The sequence below is a fragment of the Streptomyces sp. T12 genome (assembly GCF_028736035.1).
Lineage (GTDB): Bacteria > Actinomycetota > Actinomycetes > Streptomycetales > Streptomycetaceae > Streptomyces.
The window spans coordinates 4,666,773-4,688,265 of record NZ_CP117866.1 but is presented as its reverse complement, the minus strand read 5'-3'; the positions used below and the strand labels follow the sequence as shown (position 1 = coordinate 4,688,265).

General features: G+C 71.0%; 20 protein-coding genes. 13 read left to right on the top strand and 7 right to left on the bottom strand.

Features of this window, described 5'->3' with window-relative positions:
- Positions 1-8: 8 nt before the first annotated feature.
- On the bottom strand, positions 9-1,319 hold the full coding sequence (locus tag PBV52_RS20830) for an ABC transporter substrate-binding protein (protein WP_274240079.1): 1,311 nt from the start codon (positions 1,317-1,319) through the stop codon (positions 9-11).
- A 117-nt stretch (positions 1,320-1,436) separates the two neighbouring features.
- On the opposite strand from PBV52_RS20830, the gene PBV52_RS20825 reads away from it, so the two are divergent.
- Both PBV52_RS20825 and purU read left to right on the top strand, forming a co-directional pair.
- Positions 1,437-1,937, top strand: coding sequence for a hypothetical protein (locus PBV52_RS20825; RefSeq protein WP_274240077.1), 501 nt, complete (start codon positions 1,437-1,439; stop codon positions 1,935-1,937).
- Positions 1,938-1,984: 47 nt separating this feature from the next.
- Positions 1,985-2,866 (top strand): formyltetrahydrofolate deformylase, encoded by an 882-nt coding sequence (purU, locus tag PBV52_RS20820; RefSeq protein WP_274240075.1) that lies wholly within the window; start codon positions 1,985-1,987, stop codon positions 2,864-2,866.
- A gap of 166 nt (positions 2,867-3,032) precedes the next feature.
- Here purU and PBV52_RS20815 read toward each other — a convergent pair whose 3' ends face one another.
- The gene (locus PBV52_RS20815; RefSeq protein ID WP_274249486.1) at positions 3,033-4,307 is read right to left on the bottom strand and encodes a zf-HC2 domain-containing protein; all 1,275 of its coding nucleotides are present in this window, start codon (positions 4,305-4,307) and stop codon (positions 3,033-3,035) included.
- A gap of 131 nt (positions 4,308-4,438) precedes the next feature.
- Positions 4,439-5,023 carry a sigma-70 family RNA polymerase sigma factor gene (locus PBV52_RS20810; RefSeq protein ID WP_274240073.1) on the bottom strand — a complete coding sequence of 195 codons (585 nt, stop codon included), beginning with the start codon at positions 5,021-5,023 and terminating at the stop codon, positions 4,439-4,441.
- A 361-nt stretch (positions 5,024-5,384) separates the two neighbouring features.
- On the opposite strand from PBV52_RS20810, the gene PBV52_RS20805 reads away from it, so the two are divergent.
- Entirely contained in the window at positions 5,385-5,765 is a 381-nt protein-coding gene (locus PBV52_RS20805) for an STAS domain-containing protein (RefSeq protein WP_274249484.1), read from the top strand.
- A gap of 168 nt (positions 5,766-5,933) precedes the next feature.
- Positions 5,934-6,446, top strand: a complete 513-nt coding sequence (locus tag PBV52_RS20800; RefSeq protein ID WP_274240071.1) for an EF-hand domain-containing protein — start codon at positions 5,934-5,936, stop codon at positions 6,444-6,446.
- An 18-nt stretch (positions 6,447-6,464) separates the two neighbouring features.
- Here the strand turns inward: PBV52_RS20800 and PBV52_RS20795 are convergent, their stop codons facing one another.
- Entirely contained in the window at positions 6,465-7,970 is a 1,506-nt protein-coding gene (locus PBV52_RS20795) for a class I adenylate-forming enzyme family protein (RefSeq protein ID WP_274240069.1), read from the bottom strand.
- 159 nt (positions 7,971-8,129) lie between these two features.
- Between PBV52_RS20795 and PBV52_RS20790 the strand changes: the two genes are divergently transcribed.
- From PBV52_RS20790 to PBV52_RS20780, 3 genes are all read left to right on the top strand, one after another.
- Positions 8,130-9,263, top strand: a complete 1,134-nt coding sequence (locus tag PBV52_RS20790) for an acyl-CoA dehydrogenase family protein (RefSeq protein WP_274240067.1) — start codon at positions 8,130-8,132, stop codon at positions 9,261-9,263.
- 3 nt (positions 9,264-9,266) lie between these two features.
- Positions 9,267-10,145, top strand: a complete 879-nt coding sequence (locus PBV52_RS20785) for an acyl-CoA dehydrogenase family protein (protein WP_274240065.1) — start codon at positions 9,267-9,269, stop codon at positions 10,143-10,145.
- Between the two features lie 508 nt (positions 10,146-10,653).
- Positions 10,654-11,115, top strand: coding sequence for an ATP-binding protein (locus PBV52_RS20780; protein WP_274249482.1), 462 nt, complete (start codon positions 10,654-10,656; stop codon positions 11,113-11,115).
- Positions 11,116-11,481: 366 nt separating this feature from the next.
- On the opposite strand, the gene PBV52_RS20775 is transcribed toward PBV52_RS20780, so the two are convergent.
- Positions 11,482-12,408, bottom strand: a complete 927-nt coding sequence (locus tag PBV52_RS20775; RefSeq protein WP_274240063.1) for a cyclase family protein — start codon at positions 12,406-12,408, stop codon at positions 11,482-11,484.
- Positions 12,409-12,503: 95 nt separating this feature from the next.
- Here PBV52_RS20775 and PBV52_RS20770 point away from each other — a divergent pair, with 95 nt between their 5' ends.
- The 4 genes from PBV52_RS20770 (at position 12,504) to PBV52_RS20755 (ending at position 17,155) form a co-directional block, all read left to right on the top strand.
- The gene (locus PBV52_RS20770) at positions 12,504-13,415 is read left to right on the top strand and encodes an SDR family oxidoreductase (RefSeq protein WP_274240060.1); all 912 of its coding nucleotides are present in this window, start codon (positions 12,504-12,506) and stop codon (positions 13,413-13,415) included.
- Between the two features lie 111 nt (positions 13,416-13,526).
- The gene (locus PBV52_RS20765) at positions 13,527-14,678 is read left to right on the top strand and encodes an acyl-CoA dehydrogenase family protein (protein ID WP_274240058.1); all 1,152 of its coding nucleotides are present in this window, start codon (positions 13,527-13,529) and stop codon (positions 14,676-14,678) included.
- Positions 14,678-15,727 carry an alcohol dehydrogenase catalytic domain-containing protein gene (locus tag PBV52_RS20760; RefSeq protein ID WP_274240057.1) on the top strand — a complete coding sequence of 350 codons (1,050 nt, stop codon included), beginning with the start codon at positions 14,678-14,680 and terminating at the stop codon, positions 15,725-15,727. The genes PBV52_RS20765 and PBV52_RS20760 overlap by 1 nt, the downstream gene beginning before the upstream one ends.
- Before the next feature lie 168 nt (positions 15,728-15,895).
- Positions 15,896-17,155, top strand: coding sequence for an MFS transporter (locus tag PBV52_RS20755; RefSeq protein ID WP_274240056.1), 1,260 nt, complete (start codon positions 15,896-15,898; stop codon positions 17,153-17,155).
- Here PBV52_RS20755 and PBV52_RS20750 read toward each other — a convergent pair.
- A complete protein-coding gene (locus tag PBV52_RS20750; RefSeq protein WP_274240055.1) occupies positions 17,057-18,214 on the bottom strand; it encodes a GlxA family transcriptional regulator in 1,158 nt (385 codons plus the stop codon). The genes PBV52_RS20755 and PBV52_RS20750 overlap by 99 nt on opposite strands.
- Positions 18,215-18,285: 71 nt before the next feature.
- On the opposite strand from PBV52_RS20750, the gene PBV52_RS20745 reads away from it, so the two are divergent.
- Positions 18,286-19,614, top strand: coding sequence for an MFS transporter (locus tag PBV52_RS20745; protein WP_274240054.1), 1,329 nt, complete (start codon positions 18,286-18,288; stop codon positions 19,612-19,614).
- Positions 19,615-19,764: 150 nt separating this feature from the next.
- Here the strand turns inward: PBV52_RS20745 and PBV52_RS20740 are convergent, their stop codons facing one another.
- Entirely contained in the window at positions 19,765-20,358 is a 594-nt protein-coding gene (locus PBV52_RS20740; protein ID WP_274240053.1) for a flavin reductase family protein, read from the bottom strand.
- 82 nt (positions 20,359-20,440) lie between these two features.
- On the opposite strand from PBV52_RS20740, the gene PBV52_RS20735 reads away from it, so the two are divergent.
- Positions 20,441-21,493, top strand: a complete 1,053-nt coding sequence (locus tag PBV52_RS20735; RefSeq protein WP_274240052.1) for a hypothetical protein — start codon at positions 20,441-20,443, stop codon at positions 21,491-21,493.

The following is a 21,493-nucleotide window of genomic DNA, read 5'->3' as shown; positions in this document are numbered from 1 at the left end:
GGCGGCGGTCAGTTCACGTCGGCGCTCTGCAGTGTCTTCGTCACGTCGATGAAGCCCTTGCGGGCCGCCACCAGCCGCCCGTCCCGTACGACCTGGAGGGTCACCTCGCGGTTGACCAGGCGGGGGAAGCCGACGGAGGCCAGGACGTCCTGGAACTTCCACCGCAGGGCCGGTGTGAGCCCGCCCGTGGAGACCTTCAGGCCCCCGTTGAGAGCCTCCCGCACCGAAGAGGCGGTCACCTCGCCGTCGCCCAGCGACTGGACGACCTTCTTGAACACCGTGTACGCGATCCATGTGGTCTGCACACCGGCGTCCGCGGGGTCGATGCGGTTGTCGCCGAAGGCCTGCTCGCTGATCACCTTCTTCATCGGGTCCCAGCGCGGATCGCTCGCGACCGGGTACCAGCCGGTGATGTACGACCCCTCGTACGGCCCCGACGCCCCGCCGCCCGCGTTGATCACGGTCTGGTCGACGCTGCCGAGGACGGTGGCGGTGCGCACGTCGGGGTAGTCCTCGCGGGAGCGCCGGAAGGAGTCCATGAAGGTGGTGGTGCGGTCGCCGAGCGCGGGCACCACACAACCCGTCTTTGTCAGGTTCTTGGTGGAGTACTCCAGCGCCCGCGCCGACTGGCCGCCGTACTCCGTGGCGTCCTCCTCGGCGAGCTGGTCGGCCGAGGCCGAGTGTCGGCCCGCCTGGAGGCCCGAGTTGAGCAGGGGCGGCAGCTCGTCGCCCGCGATGCTGTCGGGGCGCACCAGCGCGACGGGGCCGCAGGAGCGGGCCAGTTCCTTGCCGAGGCCCGCCAGGAGGGTGGGCTGGCCGCCGTTGACGGGGTAGGAGAGCGGGCTGGTGAACTCGGCGTTGGTGACGCCGTAGCCGCCTATGTACGGGATGCCGACGCCCTCCAGCGAGGGCAGGAAGGTGTCGCCGTACTGGCTGTAGGAGCCGATGACCGCGACGACGTTCTCCTCGACCGCGCGGTCGGCGCACTTCGCCGCGGAGACGCTGTCGTTGTGGTCGTTGCAGGTGAGGACCTTCAGCTTGCGGCCGCCGAGGCCGCCGTGGGCGTTGACCCAGCGGGCGTACGCCTGCGCGAAGGCCGGCATGCCGGGCTTGTTGGTCGCCTTGGTGTTCTCCGGTGCCCAGGTCATGACGGTGATCGTGTCGTCCCCGGAACCCCCCGTGGTGCCGGGGACGACCCCGCATCCGACGGCGAGCGACGCACAGGCCGCCAGTGCCGCCGCGGTACGTGCGGAGGCTCGGACGGGCCGGTTGGTGATCGTGGGGAGGACGGTGCTCTGGGTGCGTCGCCTGCCAGTCATGGTTACGCACGATTCCGCCACACCACTAACCCGGGCGTGACCTATGGTTATCACATGGTGACGGGAAGGTGAATTACGGGGGTCGGCGGGGCGAGTGTGACGGGGAACGTACGATCGATGACCGTGCAAGGTTCGGAGAACTCTTCCCGTCGCGGCCGTCGCTCATCCACCATGGGCGGCATGCCACTCAATGACATGCCGTGGTGGCGCTGGCGCAGCAATGTGCGCTCCGCGCTGCACATGCTCTCCGATCCGGTGTTCCAGCGGGACGCCTGGCTGGCCGGCGTCGACGGATACGGCGACGTCACCGACGCCGTGTACCGCCTGGTCGAGGACACCTGGCTGGACAACTGGTCCGCCGAGAAGTACGTCGGCACGATCTTCCGGGACTCGCAGGAGGCGGCGCTCGTCGACACCGCCGTGCTGCGCGTGCTGCGGATCATGCACCAGGTCGGCCCGGACGCGCCGGTCTCCGCGTACCTCGAGAACCAGGGGTGGCCTGAGGCGGTGCGGGCGGCGCGGGACGCGCACGTCCGGATGGCCATGGCCGACGGCGACGACCCGGACGCTCCGCCGCGCACACTCGAAGTGCTGCGGATCATGACGCGGTCCGCGTAGCGGGACGGCACTCCGGTGAGGGCCCCGGATATGGGACCCTGTGCTGCATGAACGAGCAGTCCGACCGAGCCGCGGTCCCCTCCGACCAGTACGTCCTCATCCTGTCCTGCCCCGACAAGCAGGGCATCGTGCACGCCGTGTCGAGCTACCTCTTCATGACCGGCTGCAACATCGAGGACAGCCAGCAGTTCGGCGACCGCGACACGGGACTGTTCTTCATGCGCGTCCACTTCTCGGCGGAGTCGCCGGTGACGGTGGACAAGCTGCGGGCGAGCTTCGCGGCGATCGGGGACTCCTTCCAGATGGACTGGCAGATCCATCGGGCCGAGGAGAAGATGCGGGTCGTGCTGATGGTCAGCAAGTTCGGGCACTGCCTGAACGACCTGCTGTTCCGGGCCCGGATCGGGGCGCTGCCGGTGGAGATCGCCGCCGTGGTGTCCAACCACACCGACTTCGCCGAGCTCGTGGGGTCGTACGACATCCCCTTCCACCACATTCCGGTGACGAAGGACAACAAGTCCGAGGCGGAGGCGCGGCTGCTGGAGATCGTGCGGGAGCAGGGCGTCGAGCTGGTCGTGCTCGCCCGGTACATGCAGGTGCTCTCCGACGATCTGTGCAAGGCGCTCAGCGGGCGGATCATCAACATCCACCACTCCTTCCTGCCGAGCTTCAAGGGTGCGAAGCCGTATCACCAGGCGCACACGCGCGGTGTGAAGCTGATCGGGGCGACGGCGCACTACGTGACCGCCGACCTCGACGAGGGGCCGATCATCGAGCAGGAGGTCGAGCGGGTCGGGCATGACGTCACGCCGGACCAACTCGTCGCGATCGGGCGGGATGTGGAGTGCCAGGCGCTGGCGCGGGCGGTCAAGTGGCATGCCGAGCGGCGGATTTTGCTGAACGGTCGGCGGACGGTCGTTTTCGCCTAAGAGCTCGGGGACTTCTGTTTCGGCGGCGGCTGCGGGTAGTCGTTGGCTGGTCGCGCAGTTCCCCGCGCCCCTGGAGGTGCGTCCACTGCACGTACTCAAGGGGCGCGAGGAACTGCGCGAGCAACCACGAACTACCCGCAGCCGCCGCCGAACCTGCAACCCGCCCCTACATCCGGCTCAAGCTCGCCGCCGAGAACAGTACGTCCCTGATCGCCGCACGGTCACCGACCTGCCCTGCCGCAGCCTCCTCCGGCGACACATGCCCCGCCGCCAAGCGGCAGAACTCCGCGCCGTCCAGCGCGACATGCGCCACCTCATGCTCGGCGGAGCCGACGGCCGCCGGAGAGTCCAGGGGGATCAGCCACTCGCCGCCACCCGAACCCTCGATCTCCAGGCGCACGCTTCGGCCAGGCTCGCCGGCAGGCACCAGGTGGCGGTGCGGGCCGGGTGACGGCGCCGCGAGGCCGGCGCGGCGGCGGGCCGCCAGGACCGTGGGGAGCATGCGGGCCGCCAGGTCGACCATGTGGTGCAGATCGCGGCCGGACGGCGCCTCGTACGGGTAGTCCACCGCCTCGGCGATGTCCTCGGCGTGCACCCAGCACTCGAAGGCGCGGTCCAGCATCGCGTCGCGCAGCGGCAGCTCGAAGTCGCCGTAGGGGACGGACAGTCTGCCCGTGCCGCCGCCCGTGAAGGACACCGTGCGGACCAGGTCGTGGCTCTGCTCCCGCCAGGGGGCTCGTACGGCGCGCGTCGGCGGGAAGTGCGAGGCACGCCAGTACGCCTCGGTGCGCGCGGACGGTGTCGGCCGGTCGGCGGCCACGTCGCCCAGCGGGTCCTGAAGGCCCAGCGCGACCGCCACCAGACCGTCGACCGTCAGCAGATGGGCGATGACCCCGGCGACGGTCGTACGACGGCTCGTCGGCTCGTCCTTGCGGAACCACCGCAGCCGCACGGGCGCGTGCCACTCGGCGTCCCCGAAGTCCTGCAGCAGGGCGTCGAGGCGGGCCGCCTCGGCGTCGTACGGCGTCGCCCACTCGGGCAACGGGATGCGCGGCGGGCGCCGCTCCAGGCAGCCCTCCAGGACGCGGGTGCGCAAGGAGGGGGCGAGGTCGAGGGTCTCGGCGGGGTGCAGCAGGCCCACGGCCTCACGCAGCCGTCGCGCCTCGTCCGCGCAGGAGCCGCAGTCGCCGAGGTGCTCCTCGACGGCCGCCGTCTCCTCCGGCGAGCAGGCGGCCAGCGCCCACGCTCCGAGGAGCGCCTTCAGGACCCGGTGTTCGAGGACGAGCGGGGCTGGGCGCGGCGCCAGGTCGCCGAGGTCCTCCAGGGCGGGCAGGGGACGTCCGGTGTCCTCGACGGAGGCGCGGGGGAGCGGTATGCGGGGCGGCTGGTCCGGGTTCGGCTCCGGGGTGGGGTGCTGGCCGTCGCCGTTGCCGCCGCTCATACCGTCGGCTCCGCGGGTGGTGTCTTTGGAGCCGTGCTCCTCCTTGTTCTGGTCGCGCTCGTACTGGTCGCGTTCGTGCTGGTCGTGCTCTTTCTGGTCATGGTCCTTGTCGGGGAACCGCTCCGCCTCGTTCACACCGCACCCCCGTAGCCCGGCGGTGCCCCGGGCGCGGCTCCCGCGTCGTGGGCCGTGGACAGCAGCTGCAGGCCCAGGCGGAGGCGGCGGCGGGCCTCGTCCTCGGTGACGCCGAGGTCGGCGGCGGTCTGGCGGTAGTCACGGCGCTGGAAGTAGGCCAGCTCCAGGGCGGCGCGCAGCGGGACGGGCATGGACTGGACGATGTAGTCGGCGCGGGCGGCGACCGAGGCGTGGCGCACCTTGCGCTCCAGCTCCTCGGTGGAGCTCTGGCCGGCCCGGACGAGGGCGGCGGTCTCGGTGTCGCGCAGCCGCTGCACGGCGAGGCGGTGGGTCAGCGTGGCGACCCAGGAACGCAGCGGGCCCTGCTTGGGGTCGTAGGCGTCCGGGTGCTCCCAGACGTGCGCGAAGACGTCGCGGGTGATGCGGTCGGCGGCGCGCTCGTCGCCCAGCACGGTGTGGGCCAGGCCGTGCACGAGCGAGGCGAAGCGGTCGTAGAGCTCGCCGAGGGCGGCCGCCTCGCCGCGGGTGAGCCGCTGCTGCATCTTGCGGTCCCAGCGCGGCGGTGCGTCCTTCTTCGCCATGCGGCCCCCCTCACCGGTCCGTCCCTGTCCAGCGTGCGTCCACCTTCTCCCCGAATGTAGTCGGCACGTCTGACAGCGCACGCCCCTTTGTCGCATTGTGCGCCCCTCGACTAGCAGTGGGTGGTAGTGGACCTTGTTCCGTCTGTCCTGTCTGTCCTGTCTGTCCTGCCTGGCCGGTCTTGCAGTCGCTCGGTTACCCGGCCACCGTGCGATCGGAACCGATCGAACAGGATCGAATGCGATTGAAACAAGCCTCTTCTGATCGGTGACCGTTTTCGTGAAGGTGTTTCAGGGAACAGCCGCTGGGCAGCCGCGCTGCAAGGAAGCGTAGGTGTCGCTTCCGTTTCGGCCGGCGAGGGGCGTGGTGGTGACGTTGAAAGTGACCGGTGGCGAACAAGGCGACTGGGCTGTGCTCCAGGTGTCCGGCGAGTTGGATCTGGTGACCTCGCCGGTGATGCGTCAGCACATCCATGACGTGGTGGCCGAGGGGCGTCACAGCCTCGTCCTCGACCTCTCCGAGGTCATGTTCTGCGACTCCAGCGGCGTGGGCGTCCTCATCGCCGCCCGCCGCCTCATCCGCTCCTGTCAGGGCAGCCTGCGGCTGATACTCCCGGCGCAGGGCGCGGCGGACGGGTCGCACGTCAACCGGGTCCTGGGCGCGCTGGGCGTACGCCGGCTCTTCGAGGTCTATCCGGACGTCGCGGCGGCGGTCGCGGACGACGCCCGGCCACTGTCGGCCTGACCGGCCCCGACCCGGGTCGCGGCGACACCCCACTCGAAGTGCCACACCGTTGTCCCAAAATTCCCCCGGTCTTGGCACAACCGCCGCTTTCCCGCGCCCGGACGGCCCCCGGCGTCGTACGCTCCGTGCGAGATGCACCCCACGTCACGTAAGGCGGCCCGATAAGACATGGTCAGCAGCGAGTACGAGCGCAGGATCGCCGCCCGGTTCGCCACCTTCGACCAGGACGGCAACGGCTACATCGACCGGGAGGACTTCAACGCGGCGGCCAAGGCGCTGCTCGCGGAGTTCGGCACTGCCGCCCGGTCCGACAAGGGCCAGGCCCTGTACATCGGCGCCGAGGCGTTCTGGCAGGGCATGGCGGGTATCGCGGACCGGGATGGCGACCAGCGCATCACCCGCGAGGAGTTCGTGAACGGCGCGGTCAAGCGGCTGCGTGACAACCCGGACCGGTTCGCCGAGATCGCCCGCCCCTTCCTGCACGCCGCCCTCGCCGTGGCCGACCCCGACGGCGACGGATCCGCCACCGTCGCCGACACCGCGCGCGTGCTCGTCTGCCTCGGCGTGCAGCAGGAGGTCGCCAAGGCGGCCGCCGCCACGCTCGACGCGGACAGCGACGGCAAGGTGGCCGAGGGCGAGATCGTGACCGCGTTCGCCCGCTACTTCACCGTGCCCGAATGAGACGAGCACCGCTGGTCCCTACGCCCCTGAGAAGCGCTCCCTGAGCTTGTACTTGAGCACTTTCCGCAGGGTGTCGTTGCGCGGAAGGGCGTCCACCACCTCCAGCTGCTCCGGCAGCTTGTGCGTCGACAGCCCTTCCCCGCGCAGATACGACGTCAGCTCCTCCAACGTCGGCTTGTGCGCGCCGGCCGGCTGTTCCACCACCGCGCAGACCCGTTCCCCGCGCTCCGCGTCCGGCAGCCCGATCACCGCCACGTCCCCGACCGCCGGATGCCGGTGCAGCAGGTCCTCGATCTCCTTCGCCGAGACGTTCTCGCCCTTGCGGATGATCACGTCCTTGAGCCGGCCGGTCAGCACCAGATGCCCGCTGTCCGTCAGATAGCCGAGGTCACCGGTCCGCAGGAACCCCTCCTCGTCGAAGGCCGCCGCCGTCTGCGCCGGATCCAGATAACCCCGGCACACCGCCTCCCCGCGCAGCCGCACTTCACCCTCGACGATCCGTATCTCCATCTCCCGCGGCGGCCGCCCCTCCGTCGTCGCCAGGTTCTCCGCCGTGTCGTCCGGCGCCCCCATCGTGATCATCGGCACCTCGGTCATGCCGTATCCGTGCGTGAGCTGCACCCCCATCTCGCGGACCACGGCGTGATACAGCTCCGGCGGCTTCGGCGCCCCGCCGCCCGCCAGCAGCCGCAGCGAGGGCACGACCTTCCCACCGCCCGGCTCCTTGCGCTGCTCGGCCAGGAACATCGAGTAGAAGGCCGTCGACCCGCCGGCGATCGTCACGCCGTGCCGGCGGTACGCCGCCAGCGCGTCCGGCAGCGCGAACTGCTCGAACATCACCGCCGGGAAGCCGTACAACAGCAGCATCACCATGTAGTCCGGGCCGCCTATGTGCGCGTACGGGAAGGCGATCGACCCCACGTCGTCTGCGGTCGGACGCAGCGCGTGCGCAAGGCAGGAGCCGCCCGCGATCAGTGAGCGGTCGGTGTGCAGTACGCCCTTGGGGTCGGAGGTCGTCCCCGAGGTCCAGTAGATCCAGCGCACCGAGGTGCCCTCGGCGGGCGGCGGGGGCAGTACCGAAGGATCGCCGTCGGGCAGGCTGTCATACGCCTCGAAGACCCCCTTCGCACCCAGCCTCCGCGCCATCTCCGTGTGGTCGAAGCCCCGCCACTCGCCCGGCACCGCGAAAAACTCCGCCTTCGACTCCCGCAGCGCGAAACCGACTTCACGGTCCCGGTAGAACGGGATGACCGGCGACTGTACGGCGCCCAGGCGGGCCAGAGCGCAGGAGAGCAGGGCCGTCTCGATGCGGGTGGGCAGCTGCCAGGCGACGACCGTGCCGGGGCGTACGCCCATGTCGTACAGGCCCGCCGCCACGCGCTCGGCACGCGCGCGTAGGTCGCCGAAGGACAGGGAGCGCTCGTCCTGGAGGAGGACGGGTCGGTCGGGGGTGCGCTCGGCGCGCCGGGCGACCAGGTCCCAGAGGGTGCGCGAGGAACTCAGGGCGTGAGCGGTGTCGTTCATGACAGCCCCCTGCATTAGCTGACGGTCAGTCAGATGGTGGGCAGAGCGTAGGGCTCACCGCCTTGTCGGTCCAGGGGTGCGGGTCTAGCCTTCCAGTTGGCTCTGGAAATCTGACGGCCCATCAGGTCTCTGGTACTTCCGGCGGAGGGGGTCCGGCACGTGGATCTGGCGTACACGCCCGAAGAAGAGGAGTTCCGCGCCCGGTTGCGGGAGTGGCTGGCCAAGGCGCTCCCCACCCTTCCGCCGAAGCCCTCCCCGGACGACTGGCCGGGACGCCGCGCCTACGACCTCGGCTGGCAGCGCAGGCTCTACGACGCCGGGTACGCCGATGTCCACTGGGACGCGTCCCCGACCGTACGGCTGATCTTCCTGGAGGAGACCGAGAAGGCGGGCGCGCCCTACGTGGGTGCGGGATTCGTCGGGCTGCTGCACGCGGGGCCGACCATCGCCGCCGAGGGGACCGCCGAGCAGCGGGCGCGCTGGCTGCCGCCGATCCTGCGCGGAGAGGAGGTCTGGTGTCAGGGCTTCAGCGAACCGGACGCCGGATCCGACCTCGCGGCGCTGCGCACGCGCGCGCGTAGGGACGGCGACGACTATGTGGTGAGCGGGTCCAAGATCTGGACATCCCACGCCGAAGTGGCCGACTGGTGCGAGCTGTTGGTGCGCACCGACCCGCAGGCCCCCAAGCATCGTGGGATCAGCTGGCTGGCCATGCCCATGGGCGCGCCGGGCATCACCGTACGGCCGCTGAGGACCCTGGCCGGGTCGGCCGAGTTCGCCGAGGTGTTCCTCGACGAGGTGCGGGTGCCGGTCGCCAACCGGGTCGGGGACGAGAACGACGGCTGGCGCGTGACGATGGTGACCCTGTCCTTCGAGCGCGGTACGGCCTTCGTGGGCGAGGTCGTCGCGTGCCGTCGGGTGCTGCGCGAACTCGCCGGTGAGGCGCGCAAGAACGGCCGCTGGGACGATCCGGTGCTGCGGCGAAGGCTCGGGCGGCTGAACGCCGAGTTCCGGGCGCTGTGGCGGCTGACGCAGTGGAACGTGAGCGAGGCGGAACGGACGGGCGGGGTGCCGGGGGTCGGGGGTTCGGTTTTCAAACTGAGGTATTCGCACGCCCGTCAGGAGCTCTATGGCGCCGCCGCCGACGTACTGGGGCCGCAGTCACTGGACCTGGACCAGCCGTGGGTGCTCGACCGGCTGTCCTCGCTGTCCTACACCATCGCGGCCGGCACCTCGCAGATCCAGCGGAACATCGTGGCCGAGCGGATCCTCGGGCTGCCGAAGGGGCGGTGACGGATGCGTTTCCAACTGACCGAGGACCAGCGGGCGTTGCGGGACGGTGTGCGGGAGTTGCTGGCGCGGCGCTTCGGCCGGGAGGTGCTGCGGGCCGCCGTCGACGAGCCCGGCCGCCTGGACCGGGCGCTGTGGCGGGAGCTCGGCGTGGCCGGGTTCTTCGCGCTACGGCTGCCGGAGGCGCGGGGCGGCGTCGGACTCGGGCTGCCCGAGGCGGTGTTGGCCTTCGAGGAGGCGGGGCGGACGCTGCTGCCCGGGCCCTTGGTGGCCACGCATCTCGCGGCCGGGGAGGTGTCGGGCGCGGCCACTGGGGAGGCGGTCGTGGCGGACGTCGGCGCGTGCGGGCTGGTGGAGTGGCTCACGGAGGCGGACGTCGTACGGGGGGACGCGGCGGGGGCCGTACCGCTGCGGTCGGTGGATCCGCTGACGCCCCTGCACCGGGTTCCCGTGGCCCGCGGCGTGGACCCCGTCGCCGTACTCCTGACCGCCGCCGAGCAACTCGGCAGCGCCACGCGTGCGTGCGAGCTGGCCGTGCAACACGCCCGGGCCCGCGAGCAGTTCGGGCAGCCGATCGGGGGCTTCCAGGCGGTGAAACACCTGTGCGCGGACATGCTGGTGCGGACGGAGACCGCCCGCGCCGCCGTCTACGCCGCGGCCGTCACCGCCGACGCGGCGGACATCGACACCGCCCGGCTGCTCGCCGACGAGGCCGCCGTGCGGGGTGCCCGCGACTGTCTTCAGGTGCACGGCGGCATGGGATTCACCTGGGAGTTCGAGGTCCACCTGCATCTGAAGCGCGCATGGGTACGGACACACCGTGCGGGTGACGCTACGGAGAGTGAGGAGAGTCTGGCCGCCGAACTTCTCGCACAGCCGATCTAAGACCGCCTGGTCTGCGGCATCACCGACGGGGCCTGCGCGGATGTCGCGGATTGTGGCATACCGGAATTACGGAGCGTTGATATCGGGTTGTGTCCTACGCGTGACTCGTCACGGCCTGGAGTCGACTGCCCGCTCCGGTACCTTGTGTGAGATGCGAGTGGTTCCGAGCACGAGCCATGCCGGAGTTGCCCTTGAGGCGGCGCCGGATCCGGCGGTGCGCGCCAGTGCTCGCAGGGCGGAAGGGCTCTCTGCTCCCGCCTGTTCGACTCCCCGCAACAAGCGTCGCACAGTATGCCGCAGGGGTACTCCTTCGCGCTGGAATATGCCCGAAGCGCTTGTTGGGGTGACTGTACGTCAACCATGCTGTCAGCTAAGGGATTCACGTTCCGTGACCCTGGCTTTGGCCATTGTTCTGGCCATGAAAAGAATGGCTAGGATCGTGGCCCTCGTGAGGCGCGGGGCTAAGTGTCCGCCGGTTCGGATGGTGTGAGCGGTGCAGGTGCTTCAAGTGCAGCTGGAGATCCGGCCCGACCCCGCTGAGGTGGGGCGAGCCCGGCGGTGGGCCCGCTCGCGGCTTGCCGGTTCCGGGATAGAGGCCGACGAACCGCTCGCCGAGACGCTGATCCTGCTCATCTCCGAACTGGTCACCAACGCCGTGGTGCACACCGGTTGCCCGGCCGTGCTGCGACTGTCCCTGCCAGGCGCGGCCGAGGAGTCCGCCACCGTACGGCTGGAGGTCGCCGACCGCAGCGACCGTGCCCCCGTGCCCCGGTGTGTCGACGGCGACGCCACCGGCGGCCGGGGCCTCGCGCTCGTCGACGGCCTCGCGGACCGGTGGGGCTGGAGCTGTGAAGGTGCCGGCAAGCGGATCTGGTGCGAACTGGACCGCGAATCGGAGTCGCACGGGCCCGCTTCCGCCTACGGGAGCGGGGCGTCGGCGTACGAGGGGCTCGCCTACGAAGCGGTGTGACGGGCGCACGGTGCGCCAACTCCGCCGGGTTCGGTGCACGGTTGCAGAAAGCGCTGTCACCCCTGTGTGGGCGAGCGTCGGTGCGCCCGGACATGCTTCTGTGCGCGCCTTCTGTAAATAGGGCGTAAGTAACAAATCACCGAGTGGGTGTTGACGTCGCGTGTCCGGTTGATCACGCTTGTGTTCAGCGATTCGCCGCGAGGGGACGACGAGGGTTTCGGTGACGGGGGCCCTCGCCGAGTGTGGGTCGCGATTCGGCGTCGGTTCTCTCAGGGCCCGGAGAGACGGGGCGGGTACGCCGGAGTCGGATGGCGGCGCGCGGTGCCGTGCTCGGGGCGATCACCGCCGCGCCGCCAGCCGACCTCGTCAGAGCACCGCCACGGGTGCCACGGGAGTTCCCGTACCGCCGACGAAGGGCTCGGGCATCGCCGACAGCAGGAACGCGTAGCGGCCCGCTTCTCCACAGGCTGTGGACAACTCTTCGAGATTCCAGTTCTGGCCCTGGAGCATCCCCATTTCCACCAGGTCGAGCGCGTGCACGGGCAGCCACAGATTCTCGATCTCGGGCGGAAAGATCTCAAATGTGAGGGTGTCGTTCGCGACGGCCGCCACGTCGCGTGCGTGGAACCACTCCGGCGTACGGATCGACAGACCGGGCGAGGGGTAGCCGTACCCGTGCTTGTCGCCCGCGAGACAGACCTGGATCTGCCCCGTCCGTACGAGCACGATGTCGCCGGCACGCACGCGTGTGCCCGCGAGTTCCTCGGCCGCCTCCAGGTCCTCCGGCGTGACCGCGTGGCCGCCGTCGAGCCGTGTGACGCCACGCGCGCGTGCCACGTCGAGCAGTACGCCCCGCGAGACGATGTGCCGTGCCTTGTCGATGCCGCTGAACTCGGCGCCGCCGTGCGGGGTGATGGTGCCGGCGGGGCGGCCGTTGTAGAGCCGGCCCGAGTGGGAGACGTGGGTGAGTGCGTCCCAGTGGGTCGCGGCCTGCAGCCCCATCGTCACGGCGTCGTCGCTGCATGCGATGGTTCCCGGCCCGAAGATTTCCTGGTTGATCTGCACCATGGTGTGCAGCGGGTTGACGCGGCCGGGGATCATGCCGGTCTGTATGCCGTCCTGCTGCAGGGGGAGGGCCAGGGGGACGCGACGGCCGGTGCGGACGCAGGCGGCCGCCTCGCGGACCACCTCGTCGGTGATCAGGTTGAGGGTGCCGATCTCGTCGTCCGCCCCCCAACGGCCCCAGTTGTTCACGCGCTTGGCGATCTCGTGGAACGCATCCGGCAGTGACATGAGTCCTCCCCGGGGCTTGTCTCCGCGTATCTGACGGGTCGTAGAATCAAGTCGAATCTAACGGACCGTCAGAAACCGCGGGAAGGGGCCGGGGCGTGGGGAACTTCTTGGCAGGCAGGGTCGTCGCCGTGACGGGCGCCGGGCGGGGGATCGGGCGAGCCGTGGCCTTGGCGGCCGCGGCCGAGGGGGCGCGGGTGGTCGTCAACGACTATGGCGTGTCCGTGGACGGGGTCTCGCCCACGAGTGAGGTCGCCGAAGGTGTGGTCAAGGAGATCGAGGCGGCGGGCGGCGAAGCGGTCGCCGTGGCCGACGACGTGTCCACGATGGCCGGTGGGCAGCGGGTCGTGGACGCCGCCGTGTCGGCCTACGGGCGGATCGACGGGGTCGTGTGCGTCGCCGGGATCCTGCGCGAGCGGATGCTGTTCAACATGACCGAGGAGGAGTGGGACCCGGTCGTCGCCACACATCTGAAGGGGACCTTCACGGTGTTCCGGGCCGCGTCGGCGGTGATGCGCAAGCAGCGGGCGGGGACCTTGATCGGGTTCACCAGCGGCAATCACCAGGGGTCGGTTTCGCAGGCGAACTACAGCGCGGCGAAGGGCGGGGTCATCTCGCTGGTACGGAGCGCCGCGCTGGGCCTGCACCGGTACGGGGTGACCGCCAACGCGGTCGCGCCGGTGGCTCGTACGCGGATGTCGGCCGGGGTTCCCACCGAGTTGGCGGAGATGGGGGAGCCGGAGGACGTCGCCGCGTTGGTGGTCTACCTGTTGTCGGATCCTGCTCGGGAGCACGGGGTTACGGGGCAGGTGTACACGGTCGCGGGGGCGAAGATCGCGGTGTGGGCCCAGCCGCGGGAGTTGCGTGCCGCGTATGCCTCCGGCGGGTGGACGCCGGAGAAGATCGCGGAGGCCTTGCCCGGGTCGGTGGGGGTGGATCCGATGCCGATGTTGGAGCGGGTGGAGGCGATGGCTAGGGCTGCGGCGCGGGGGGAACGGCCGAACGCCTAATAGCTCGGGGCTCAGGGTTCGTGCGGCGTCTGCGGATTGTTGTGGCTTGTCGCGCAGTTCCTCGCGCCCCTTAAGGGCGCTGTTCCTGGCCGGTAATCAAGAGGAGACCCCATGGACTTCGGGTTCACGGCGGAGGACGAGGCGTTCCGTCGGGAGACGCGGGCGTGGCTCGACGAGCATGCCAAGGACGCTCAGGATCGGCGTACTTGGGAAAGAACTCTCGGGAAAGCCGGGTGGGTAGGGCTGGGTTGGGGCGAGGGCGGGTACGGCAATCGGACCGCGACACTCACTCAGCAGGTCGTCTGGGCCGAGGAATACGCCCGTTCGGCCGCGCCTGCTCGCTCGGGGCACATCGGCGAGAAGCTTCTGGCGCCCACGCTCATCGCGCACGGCAGCGCAGAGCAGAAGAGCCGGTTCCTTCCGGCGATCGCGGCCGGGGACGAGCTGTGGTGTCAGGGGTACAGCGAACCCGGTGCGGGGTCGGATCTCGCGGGGATTCGGACCAAGGCCGAGCTGGGGTCCGACGGGGCATATCGGGTCACCGGGCAGAAGATCTGGACCTCCCTTGCCCATGAGGCCGACTGGTGTTTCGTCCTTGCCCGTACGGACCCGGAGTCGAGCCGGCATCGCGGGCTGACTTTCCTGCTCGTGCCCATGGATCAGCCGGGGGGGATCGAGGTGCGGCCCATCCGGCAGATGACGGGGACCAGTGACTTCAATGAGGTGTTCTTCGACGGGGCACGCGCGCGCGTGGAGCACGTCGTGGGGAAAGAGGGCGGTGGCTGGCGCGTCGCGATGAGTCTGCTCGGGTTCGAGCGGGGGGTTTCGACGCTGGCCCAGCAGGTCGGGTTCGCCGCCGAGTTGGGGCGGGTGGTGCGGGCGGCCGTCGAGTCGGGTGCGGTCGGGGATCCCGTCGTGCGGGAGCGGCTGGTGCGGCAGTGGGCCGAGCTGCGGGTGATGCGCTGGAATGCGTTGCGCACGCTCGGCAGGGCCGGGGACGCGGGGGCGCCCAGCGTGGCCAAGTTGCTCTGGGGCGGCTGGCATCAGCGGCTCGGAGAGCTGGCGATGCAGGTGCGGGGGGCGGTGGCGGGGGTCGGGCCCGGGGAGTGGTCGGCTTCGTCGCCGTACGAACTCGACGAGGCGCAGCACCTGTTCCTGTTCTCCCGGGCCGACACCATCTACGGCGGGTCGGACCAGGTTCAGCGCACGATCATCGCCGAGCGGGTGCTCGGGCTGCCGAGGGAACCCAAGGGGGTTGCGTGATGCGCGGCGTGGTGTTCGACGGGAAGCGGGTCGAGGTCGCGTACGACCTTCAGGTGCGGGACCCGGGGCCGGGGGAGGTGCTGGTCGCCATCTCGGCCGCGGGATTGTGCCACAGCGATCTGTCCGTGGTGGACGGGACCATACCTTTCCCGGTTCCTGTGGTGCTGGGCCATGAGGGGGCGGGGGTGGTGGAAGCGGTGGGTGTGGGAGTCACCCATGTCGTGCCGGGAGACCATGTGGCGCTGTCCACGCTCGCCAACTGCGGTACGTGCGCCGAGTGCGACCGGGGGCGGCCGACCATGTGCCGACAGGCCATCGGGCGGCCTGGGCAGCCGTTCGCCCGAAGTGGGCGGCCTGTCTTCCAGTTCGCGTCCAACTCCGCGTTCGCGGAGCGGACCGTGGTGAAGGCCGTGCAGGTGGTTCGTATCCCCGAGGACATTCCGCTGCCCTCGGCCGCGCTCATCGGCTGCGGGGTGCTGACCGGGGTGGGCGCTGTGCTCAACCGGGCGAAGGTGGACCGCGGGGACAGCGTGGTCGTGATCGGTGCCGGCGGTATCGGTCTCAACGTCATTCAGGGGGCCCGGATCGCGGGTGCGCTGCGGATCGTCGCCGTGGACGCGAATCCGGCGAAGGAGGCGGTGGCGCGGCAGTTCGGGGCGACCGACTTCCTGACGTCGGCGGAGGGGGTGCGCGAGCTGCTGCCCGCGGGCGCGGACCATGCCTTCGAGTGCGTGGGGCGCGTGGAGCTGATCCGGGCGGCCGTCGAGCTGCTCGACCGGCATGGGCAGGCGATTCTGCTGGGCGTTCCGCCGGCCGGTGCCGAGGCCTCCTTCGTCGTGTCCTCCATGTACCTGGACAAGTCGATCCTGGGGTGCCGGTACGGGTCGTCGCGGCCGCAGCGGGACATCGCGCTGTACGCCGAGTTGTATCGGAGCGGGCGGCTGCTGCTGGACGAGCTGGTGACGCAGACGTACCCGGTCGAGGAGTTCGAGAGGGCGGCGGCGGATGCGGAGGCGGGGAAGGTGGCTCGCGCGGTGCTCACGTTCTGAGGCCTCCTCCGGCTTCTGAGCTCTCCCGGCTTCTGCCCCCCCCGCGGCTTCTGAGCTCTCCCTCCGCTTCTGAGCTCTCCCTCGGCTTCCGAGGCTCCTCTGGGCCGTTTTCCACAGGCCCGGAAATCCGCTGCCGTGTTGTCAGTGGCGGCGCCTACCGTCGTCTCCATGACCTATCGAGACGTCGCCTCCAAGCAGGTTCTGATCTGGGCCTGCACCGCCGTCGCCGCTCGTATGCCGGTCGCCATGGCGCCGCTGGCCCTGGTGTTCCTGGTGCGGGAGCGGCCCGGCGGTTACACCCTGGGTGCGACGCTCGCGGCTGCCTATGTGCTCGGCGAGATCATCGCCGCTCCGGTCCTCGGGATGCGGCTGGACCCGGCTCGCGGCCGGCGTCATCTGGCCCTCGGGCTCGCGGGCGGGGCGGTGGGTTTCGCGGGGGTCGGGGTGCTGGCCGGGGCGCACCCCGTCGTGCTGGGGGCGTTCGCGTTCCTGGCCGGTGCGGCACCGGCCGCGGCCGCCGGCGGTCAGCGGGCGCTGCTGACCTCGCTGGTCCCGGAGCGTGCCGTGGCGCAGGCGCTGTCCGCCGAGTCGATGCTGATGTCGGGCGTGTGGGCCCTCTCCCCGGTCGCGGTCGCCGGCCTCGCCCTCGGGGTGGCGCCCCGGCTGCCGCTGCTCCTAGCGGCCGCCCTGATGGCGTCGTCGATCGCGGGCCACTGGCTGCTGCCCGCCGGCTGGGGCAAGGGGGAAGAGGGCGGGGAGGAAGGCCGGCCGAAGCTCCGCGTGCTGATACGCGCGTGGCCGGTGTACGTCACGGGCGCGGCCAGCCTGACCCTGCTCGGCCTCGCCGAACTCACCCTGCCCGCCCTGCTGGAGCAGCGCGGCATCGGCGTGGGCTGGTCCGGCCCGATGCTGGCGGGCATGGCGACGGGGGCGGGGCTCGGGGCGTTCCTGTACGGCCTCCGGTCGTGGCCGGGGCGGCTCCGCGCGCGCAGTGTGGTGCTGATGTGCGGCATGTCGGCCTTCGTGACCCTCGCCGCGCTGATACCGGGGGCGGCCGGGATCGCGGTCGCCCTCGTCCTGGCGGGCACACTGCAGTCGGGCGCGCTGATCACCCGCAACCTGTCCCTGCGCGAGGCCCTGCCACCGGGCGCCCTGGCCGCCGGGTACTCCGTGATGTACGCGGCCGCGGGCGCGGGTTACGCGGCGACGGGTTCCCTCGCCGGCGGCCTGCTCCAGGTGGTCGCGCCGTCCACGGCCGTAGTCGCCGGTGTGGTGCTGACCCTGCTGCTGACGGCGCTCGGCTGGTGGGGAGAGGTCCGCAGGGTCGGCTCAAGTGTCGCTGAGAGCCTGGGTGTCGACGTTGCGACCGGCGCCTGCGCGGAAGGTGCGCCGATAGCTGGTGGGTGTGACGCCGAGCGCCGCCTGTAGGTGCTGCCGCATCGACTGGGCGGTGCCGAAGCCGGCGTCCCGGGCCACCTGGTCGACGGACAGGTCGGTGGACTCCAGCAGGTGCCGGGCGCGTTCGACGCGCTGCTGGGTGAGCCACTGGCCGGGGCTGACGCCGACCTCCTCGCGGAAGCGGCGCGTGAAGGTCCGTACGGACATGGCCTCCTGCTCGGCCATGTCGCGCAGCTGGATCGGCTCGTGGAGCCTGCCCAGGGCCCAGGCGCGGGCCGCGGTCGTGGACGCCGTCTGGGGGTCGGGGACCGGGCGGTGGATGTACTGGGCCTGGCCGCCGTCCCGGTGGGGCGGTACGACCGTGCGGCGGGCCACCTCGTTGGCGATCGCCGTGCCGTGGTCGCGGCGGACCATGTGCAGGCACAGGTCGATCCCGGCCGCGACCCCGGCCGAGGTCAGTACGTCGCCGTCGTCGATGAACAGCACGTCCGCGTCGACCTCGACCTTCGGGAACAGCCGTTGGAAGCGCTCGGCGTCCGCCCAGTGGGTGGTGGCCGGGCGTCCGTCGAGGTGGCCGGCGGCGGCCAGGACGTACACGCCGGTGCAGATCGAGGCGAGCCGGGTGCCGGGGCGGATGTGGGCGAGCGCGGCGGCCAGTTCGTCGGTGAGGACGCCCTCCTCGAAGACCGGGCCGAGTTCGTACGACGCCGGGACGATCACGGTGTCGGCGGTGGCGAGGGTCTCCGGGCCGTGTTCGACCTGGATGGCGAAGTCGGCGTCGGTCTGCACGGGGCCGGGTGGCCGGATCGAACAGGTGACGACCTCGTACAGATGCCGCCTCCGGGCGTCCTTGGGGCGGCCGAAGATGCGGTGCGGGATGCCCAGCTCGAAGGGGAGGGCGCCGTCGAGGGCCAGGACGACTATGCGGTGCGGCCGGAAGCCGCGGCCCTCGGCCTCCGTGCCTTCGGTCTCCGGGCCATTGGTCGCCGCGGCGCTTTCGGGCTCCGTGCCCCCGATCGCCATGCCCTCGATCTCCGGGCCCTGGGCCCCCGTGCCCCCGGTCTCCGTCTCCTCGGTCCTCGTATCCATGGCCCGATCCTAGCGAATGCTGTCCTTCGGGCCACTCGTTCGGACCGATCACAGGCCCGAAGCTCTATGTCGTGACCCAGACAACCGAGGCAGCAGCCACCGCAGAGGACATCCGGCCACTCAAGAGCTCCCGCCCGCGGCGGACCCGCAAAATGTCACTGCACCGGGCGTGGTTCGTCGCCGCCGTGGCCTTCGTGACGATCATCGGCGCCGCCGCCTTCCGCTCCGTGCCGGGGTTGCTCATCGACCCGCTGCACGAGGAGTTCGGCTGGTCGCGCGGCACCATCAGTGCCGCTGTCTCGATCAACCTCGCGCTGTACGGGCTCACCGCCCCCTTCGCCGCCGCCCTGATGGACCGCTTCGGCATCCGGCGCGTGGTCGCGGTCGCGCTCACCATGATCGCGCTCGGCTCGGGCCTGACGGTGTGGATGACGGCGGCCTGGCAGCTGCTGCTGTGCTGGGGCCTGCTGGTGGGCCTCGGCACCGGTTCGATGGCGCTGGCCTTCGCGGCGACGGTCACCAACCGCTGGTTCACCGAGCGGCGCGGCCTGGTCACCGGCATCCTGACCGCCGCCTCGGCCTCCGGCCAGCTGATCTTCCTGCCCGTGCTGTCCTTGATGGTCCAGGCGGGCAACTGGCGCCCGGCCGCCGTCACGGTCGCCCTCGCGGCCCTCGCGGTCGTCCCCTTCGTCTGGCTGCTGCTGCGCGACCACCCGGCCGACGTGGGCCTGAAGCCGTACGGCGCGAAGGAGTTCGTGCCCAAGCCGCCCCCCGTGCCGGGCGCCGCGCGCCGGGCGCTGACGGTGCTCTTCTCGGCGGCCCGCACCGGCCCGTTCTGGCTGCTGGCCGGCACCTTCGCGATCTGCGGCGCCTCCACCAACGGCCTCATCCAGACCCACTTCGTGCCCGCCGCGCACGACCACGGCATGGCCGTCCCGGCCGCCGCCTCGCTGCTCGCGGTCATCGGCGTGTTCGACGTGGTCGGCACGATCGCCTCCGGCTGGCTCACCGACCGCTTCGAGCCGCGCCGCCTGCTCGCGGTCTACTACGCCCTGCGCGGCATCTCACTGCTGTTCCTGCCGATGCTGCTCGCCCCGTCGGTCCACCCGCCGATGCTCTTCTTCATCGTCTTCTACGGCCTCGACTGGGTCGCCACCGTCCCGCCCACCGTCGCTCTGTGCCGGGAGCAGTACGGCGACGACAGCGCGATCGTCTTCGGCTGGGTCCTCGCCTCCCACCAGGTCGGCGCCGCGCTGGTGGCCTTCCTCGGCGGGGTCGTGCGGGACGTCTTCGGTACGTACGACATGGTCTGGTACGCGTCGGGGGCGCTGTGCGCGGCGGCGGCGCTGATGGCGCTGGTGATCCGGCGGCAGACGGAACCTGTGGTGATGGCGGCTTAGGACAGGCCCGAAGCAGGCCCGAAGCAGGCCCGAAGCAGGCCCGAAGCAGGCCCGAAGCAGGCCCGAAGCAGGCCCGAAGCAGGCCCGAAGCAGGCCTGAAGCAGGCCGGGCCGAGGCCGGGCCGTGGCAGGGCCGTGGCCTGGAGGGCGCCTAGAGGAACCGCCCCTTGTGGAACAGCAGCGGCGCCTCAGCCGCGTCGCTCGCCCCCAGGGCCTCCACCCGGCCCACCACGATCAGATGGTCGCCCCCCGTGTGCACCGCGTGGATCGTGCAGTCGATCCACGCGAGCGTGCCCGCGAGGCGCGGGGAGCCGGATGCCGGGGCCGCGTCGTACGTGACCCCCGCGAACTTGTCCGCGCCGCTCACCGCGAAGGCGCGGCACAACTCGCCCTGACCTGCGCTCAGGACGTTCACGCAGAAGACGCCCGCGCGGGCGATGCGCGGCCACGTCGTCGACGTACGGCCGACCATGAAGGCGACGAGGGGCGGGTCGAGGGAGAGGGAGGAGAAAGACTGGCAGGCGAACCCGGCCGGTGGGCCGCCGACTGTGGTTGCCGGTGCCGTGACAACGGCCACGCCCGTCGCGAAGTTCCCCAGCACGCGCCGGAACTCGCCCTGCGGGATCGGCGCCCGCTCGTCCTCGCCCACACACCGCAGTTCCGGGCGCGGAAGGGCTGCTACGGGCGGTGCGTCGGCCGACCTGAGGTAGCGGACGGCGGCGGCCGCCATCCCTGCGTGTCCCATCACACCGACCATTGAAGCTGACGGTCTGTCAGATTGGAAGGGGTGTGCGGGGGCGCGGAAAACCCCTGCGTACGCTGCGCCCATGGGGTGGGGAGACATGCAGCAAGGGCACATGTGGCAGGAACACATACAGCAGGAACACATACAGCAGGAACACATACAGCAGGAACACATACAGCAGGAACACATACAGCAGGAACACATACAGCAGGAACACATACAGCAGGAACACAGACCCGACGGCTCGACCACCGTGTTCGCCGAGCTGAACACGGCCGCCGCGATCGCCGCCGCGCAGCTGCCGGCGGCGTGGCTGTTGTGGTGGGTGGTCGAGGTCACCGGCAGCGACGACTACGGCATCGGTTATGGCGGCGCCTTCGGCTTGGTCTGCCTGTTCCTCTTCGTGCCGCTGATCCTGCCGGTGCTCGGCCTCCTCCACGCGGCTGCGCACATCGGACCGGCCGGCGTCCTCGCCCGCCTGGCGGCCGGCCGCCTTCGCGGGCCCCGGTGGGCCTGGCACCTGCTGTGCGCGACGGCGGTCGGTGCGGTCTGGGCGGTGCTGACCGCGGTGCTCTGGGGCTGGCCGTTCCTTCGCACGGCCGCGGCTCTGGCGGCCTTGGGCGTGCTGCCCGTACTCGGGCTCGCATACGGACGCGGACGCGCGCGTGCCACGGGCCGGGTGTGGGGGGCGTGGGGTGTCTGGCTCCGCTCGGCGCTGCTCTCCGCCGCGCTGTTCATGCTGGTGATCGTGGTCGCCGTACCGGCCACGGTGACGGGACTGATCGAGGAGTACGAGCCTCCGAAGCTGTCCGCCGAGCGACTCGCCGGAGTCTGGCGTGGCGAGGACGGGGCTGTGCTCCGGTTGCACACGGGCGGACGGGCCGAGGTGAGCAAGCTGCCCGCCCAGGCCGAGTCCGGCGACTGGTACCCGGACCCGATCGACGTGTGCGACGGAACCGGCAACTGGTCGCCCGGTGAGCACAGCGGTCGCGACGGCGTGCTCGTACGACTCGACGGCGGATGCGGGCGGGACACGTACTGGACGATCGGCGGCACGGAGCAAGAGCCCGAGCTTTTCGTCCTGTTCGGCGACCCGGACGCGGGTGACCTGCGGATCCTGAAGCGGCCCTCCTGA

Excerpts from the sequence above, each read along its gene's own strand:
- PBV52_RS20830 (WP_274240079.1), bottom strand. The coding sequence starts at position 1,319 with ATGACTGGCAGGCGACGCACCCAGAGCACCGTCCTCCCCACGATCACC.
- PBV52_RS20825 (WP_274240077.1), top strand. The coding sequence starts at position 1,437 with ATGACCGTGCAAGGTTCGGAGAACTCTTCCCGTCGCGGCCGTCGCTCA.
- purU (WP_274240075.1), top strand. The coding sequence starts at position 1,985 with ATGAACGAGCAGTCCGACCGAGCCGCGGTCCCCTCCGACCAGTACGTC.
- PBV52_RS20815 (WP_274249486.1), bottom strand. The coding sequence starts at position 4,307 with ATGAGCGGCGGCAACGGCGACGGCCAGCACCCCACCCCGGAGCCGAAC.
- PBV52_RS20810 (WP_274240073.1), bottom strand. The coding sequence starts at position 5,023 with ATGGCGAAGAAGGACGCACCGCCGCGCTGGGACCGCAAGATGCAGCAG.
- PBV52_RS20800 (WP_274240071.1), top strand. The coding sequence starts at position 5,934 with ATGGTCAGCAGCGAGTACGAGCGCAGGATCGCCGCCCGGTTCGCCACC.
- PBV52_RS20795 (WP_274240069.1), bottom strand. The coding sequence starts at position 7,970 with ATGAACGACACCGCTCACGCCCTGAGTTCCTCGCGCACCCTCTGGGAC.
- PBV52_RS20785 (WP_274240065.1), top strand. The coding sequence starts at position 9,267 with ATGCGTTTCCAACTGACCGAGGACCAGCGGGCGTTGCGGGACGGTGTG.
- PBV52_RS20775 (WP_274240063.1), bottom strand. The coding sequence starts at position 12,408 with ATGTCACTGCCGGATGCGTTCCACGAGATCGCCAAGCGCGTGAACAAC.
- PBV52_RS20765 (WP_274240058.1), top strand. The coding sequence starts at position 13,527 with ATGGACTTCGGGTTCACGGCGGAGGACGAGGCGTTCCGTCGGGAGACG.
- PBV52_RS20760 (WP_274240057.1), top strand. The coding sequence starts at position 14,678 with ATGCGCGGCGTGGTGTTCGACGGGAAGCGGGTCGAGGTCGCGTACGAC.
- PBV52_RS20755 (WP_274240056.1), top strand. The coding sequence starts at position 15,896 with ATGACCTATCGAGACGTCGCCTCCAAGCAGGTTCTGATCTGGGCCTGC.
- PBV52_RS20750 (WP_274240055.1), bottom strand. The coding sequence starts at position 18,214 with ATGGATACGAGGACCGAGGAGACGGAGACCGGGGGCACGGGGGCCCAG.
- PBV52_RS20740 (WP_274240053.1), bottom strand. The coding sequence starts at position 20,358 with ATGGGACACGCAGGGATGGCGGCCGCCGCCGTCCGCTACCTCAGGTCG.
- PBV52_RS20735 (WP_274240052.1), top strand. The coding sequence starts at position 20,441 with ATGGGGTGGGGAGACATGCAGCAAGGGCACATGTGGCAGGAACACATA.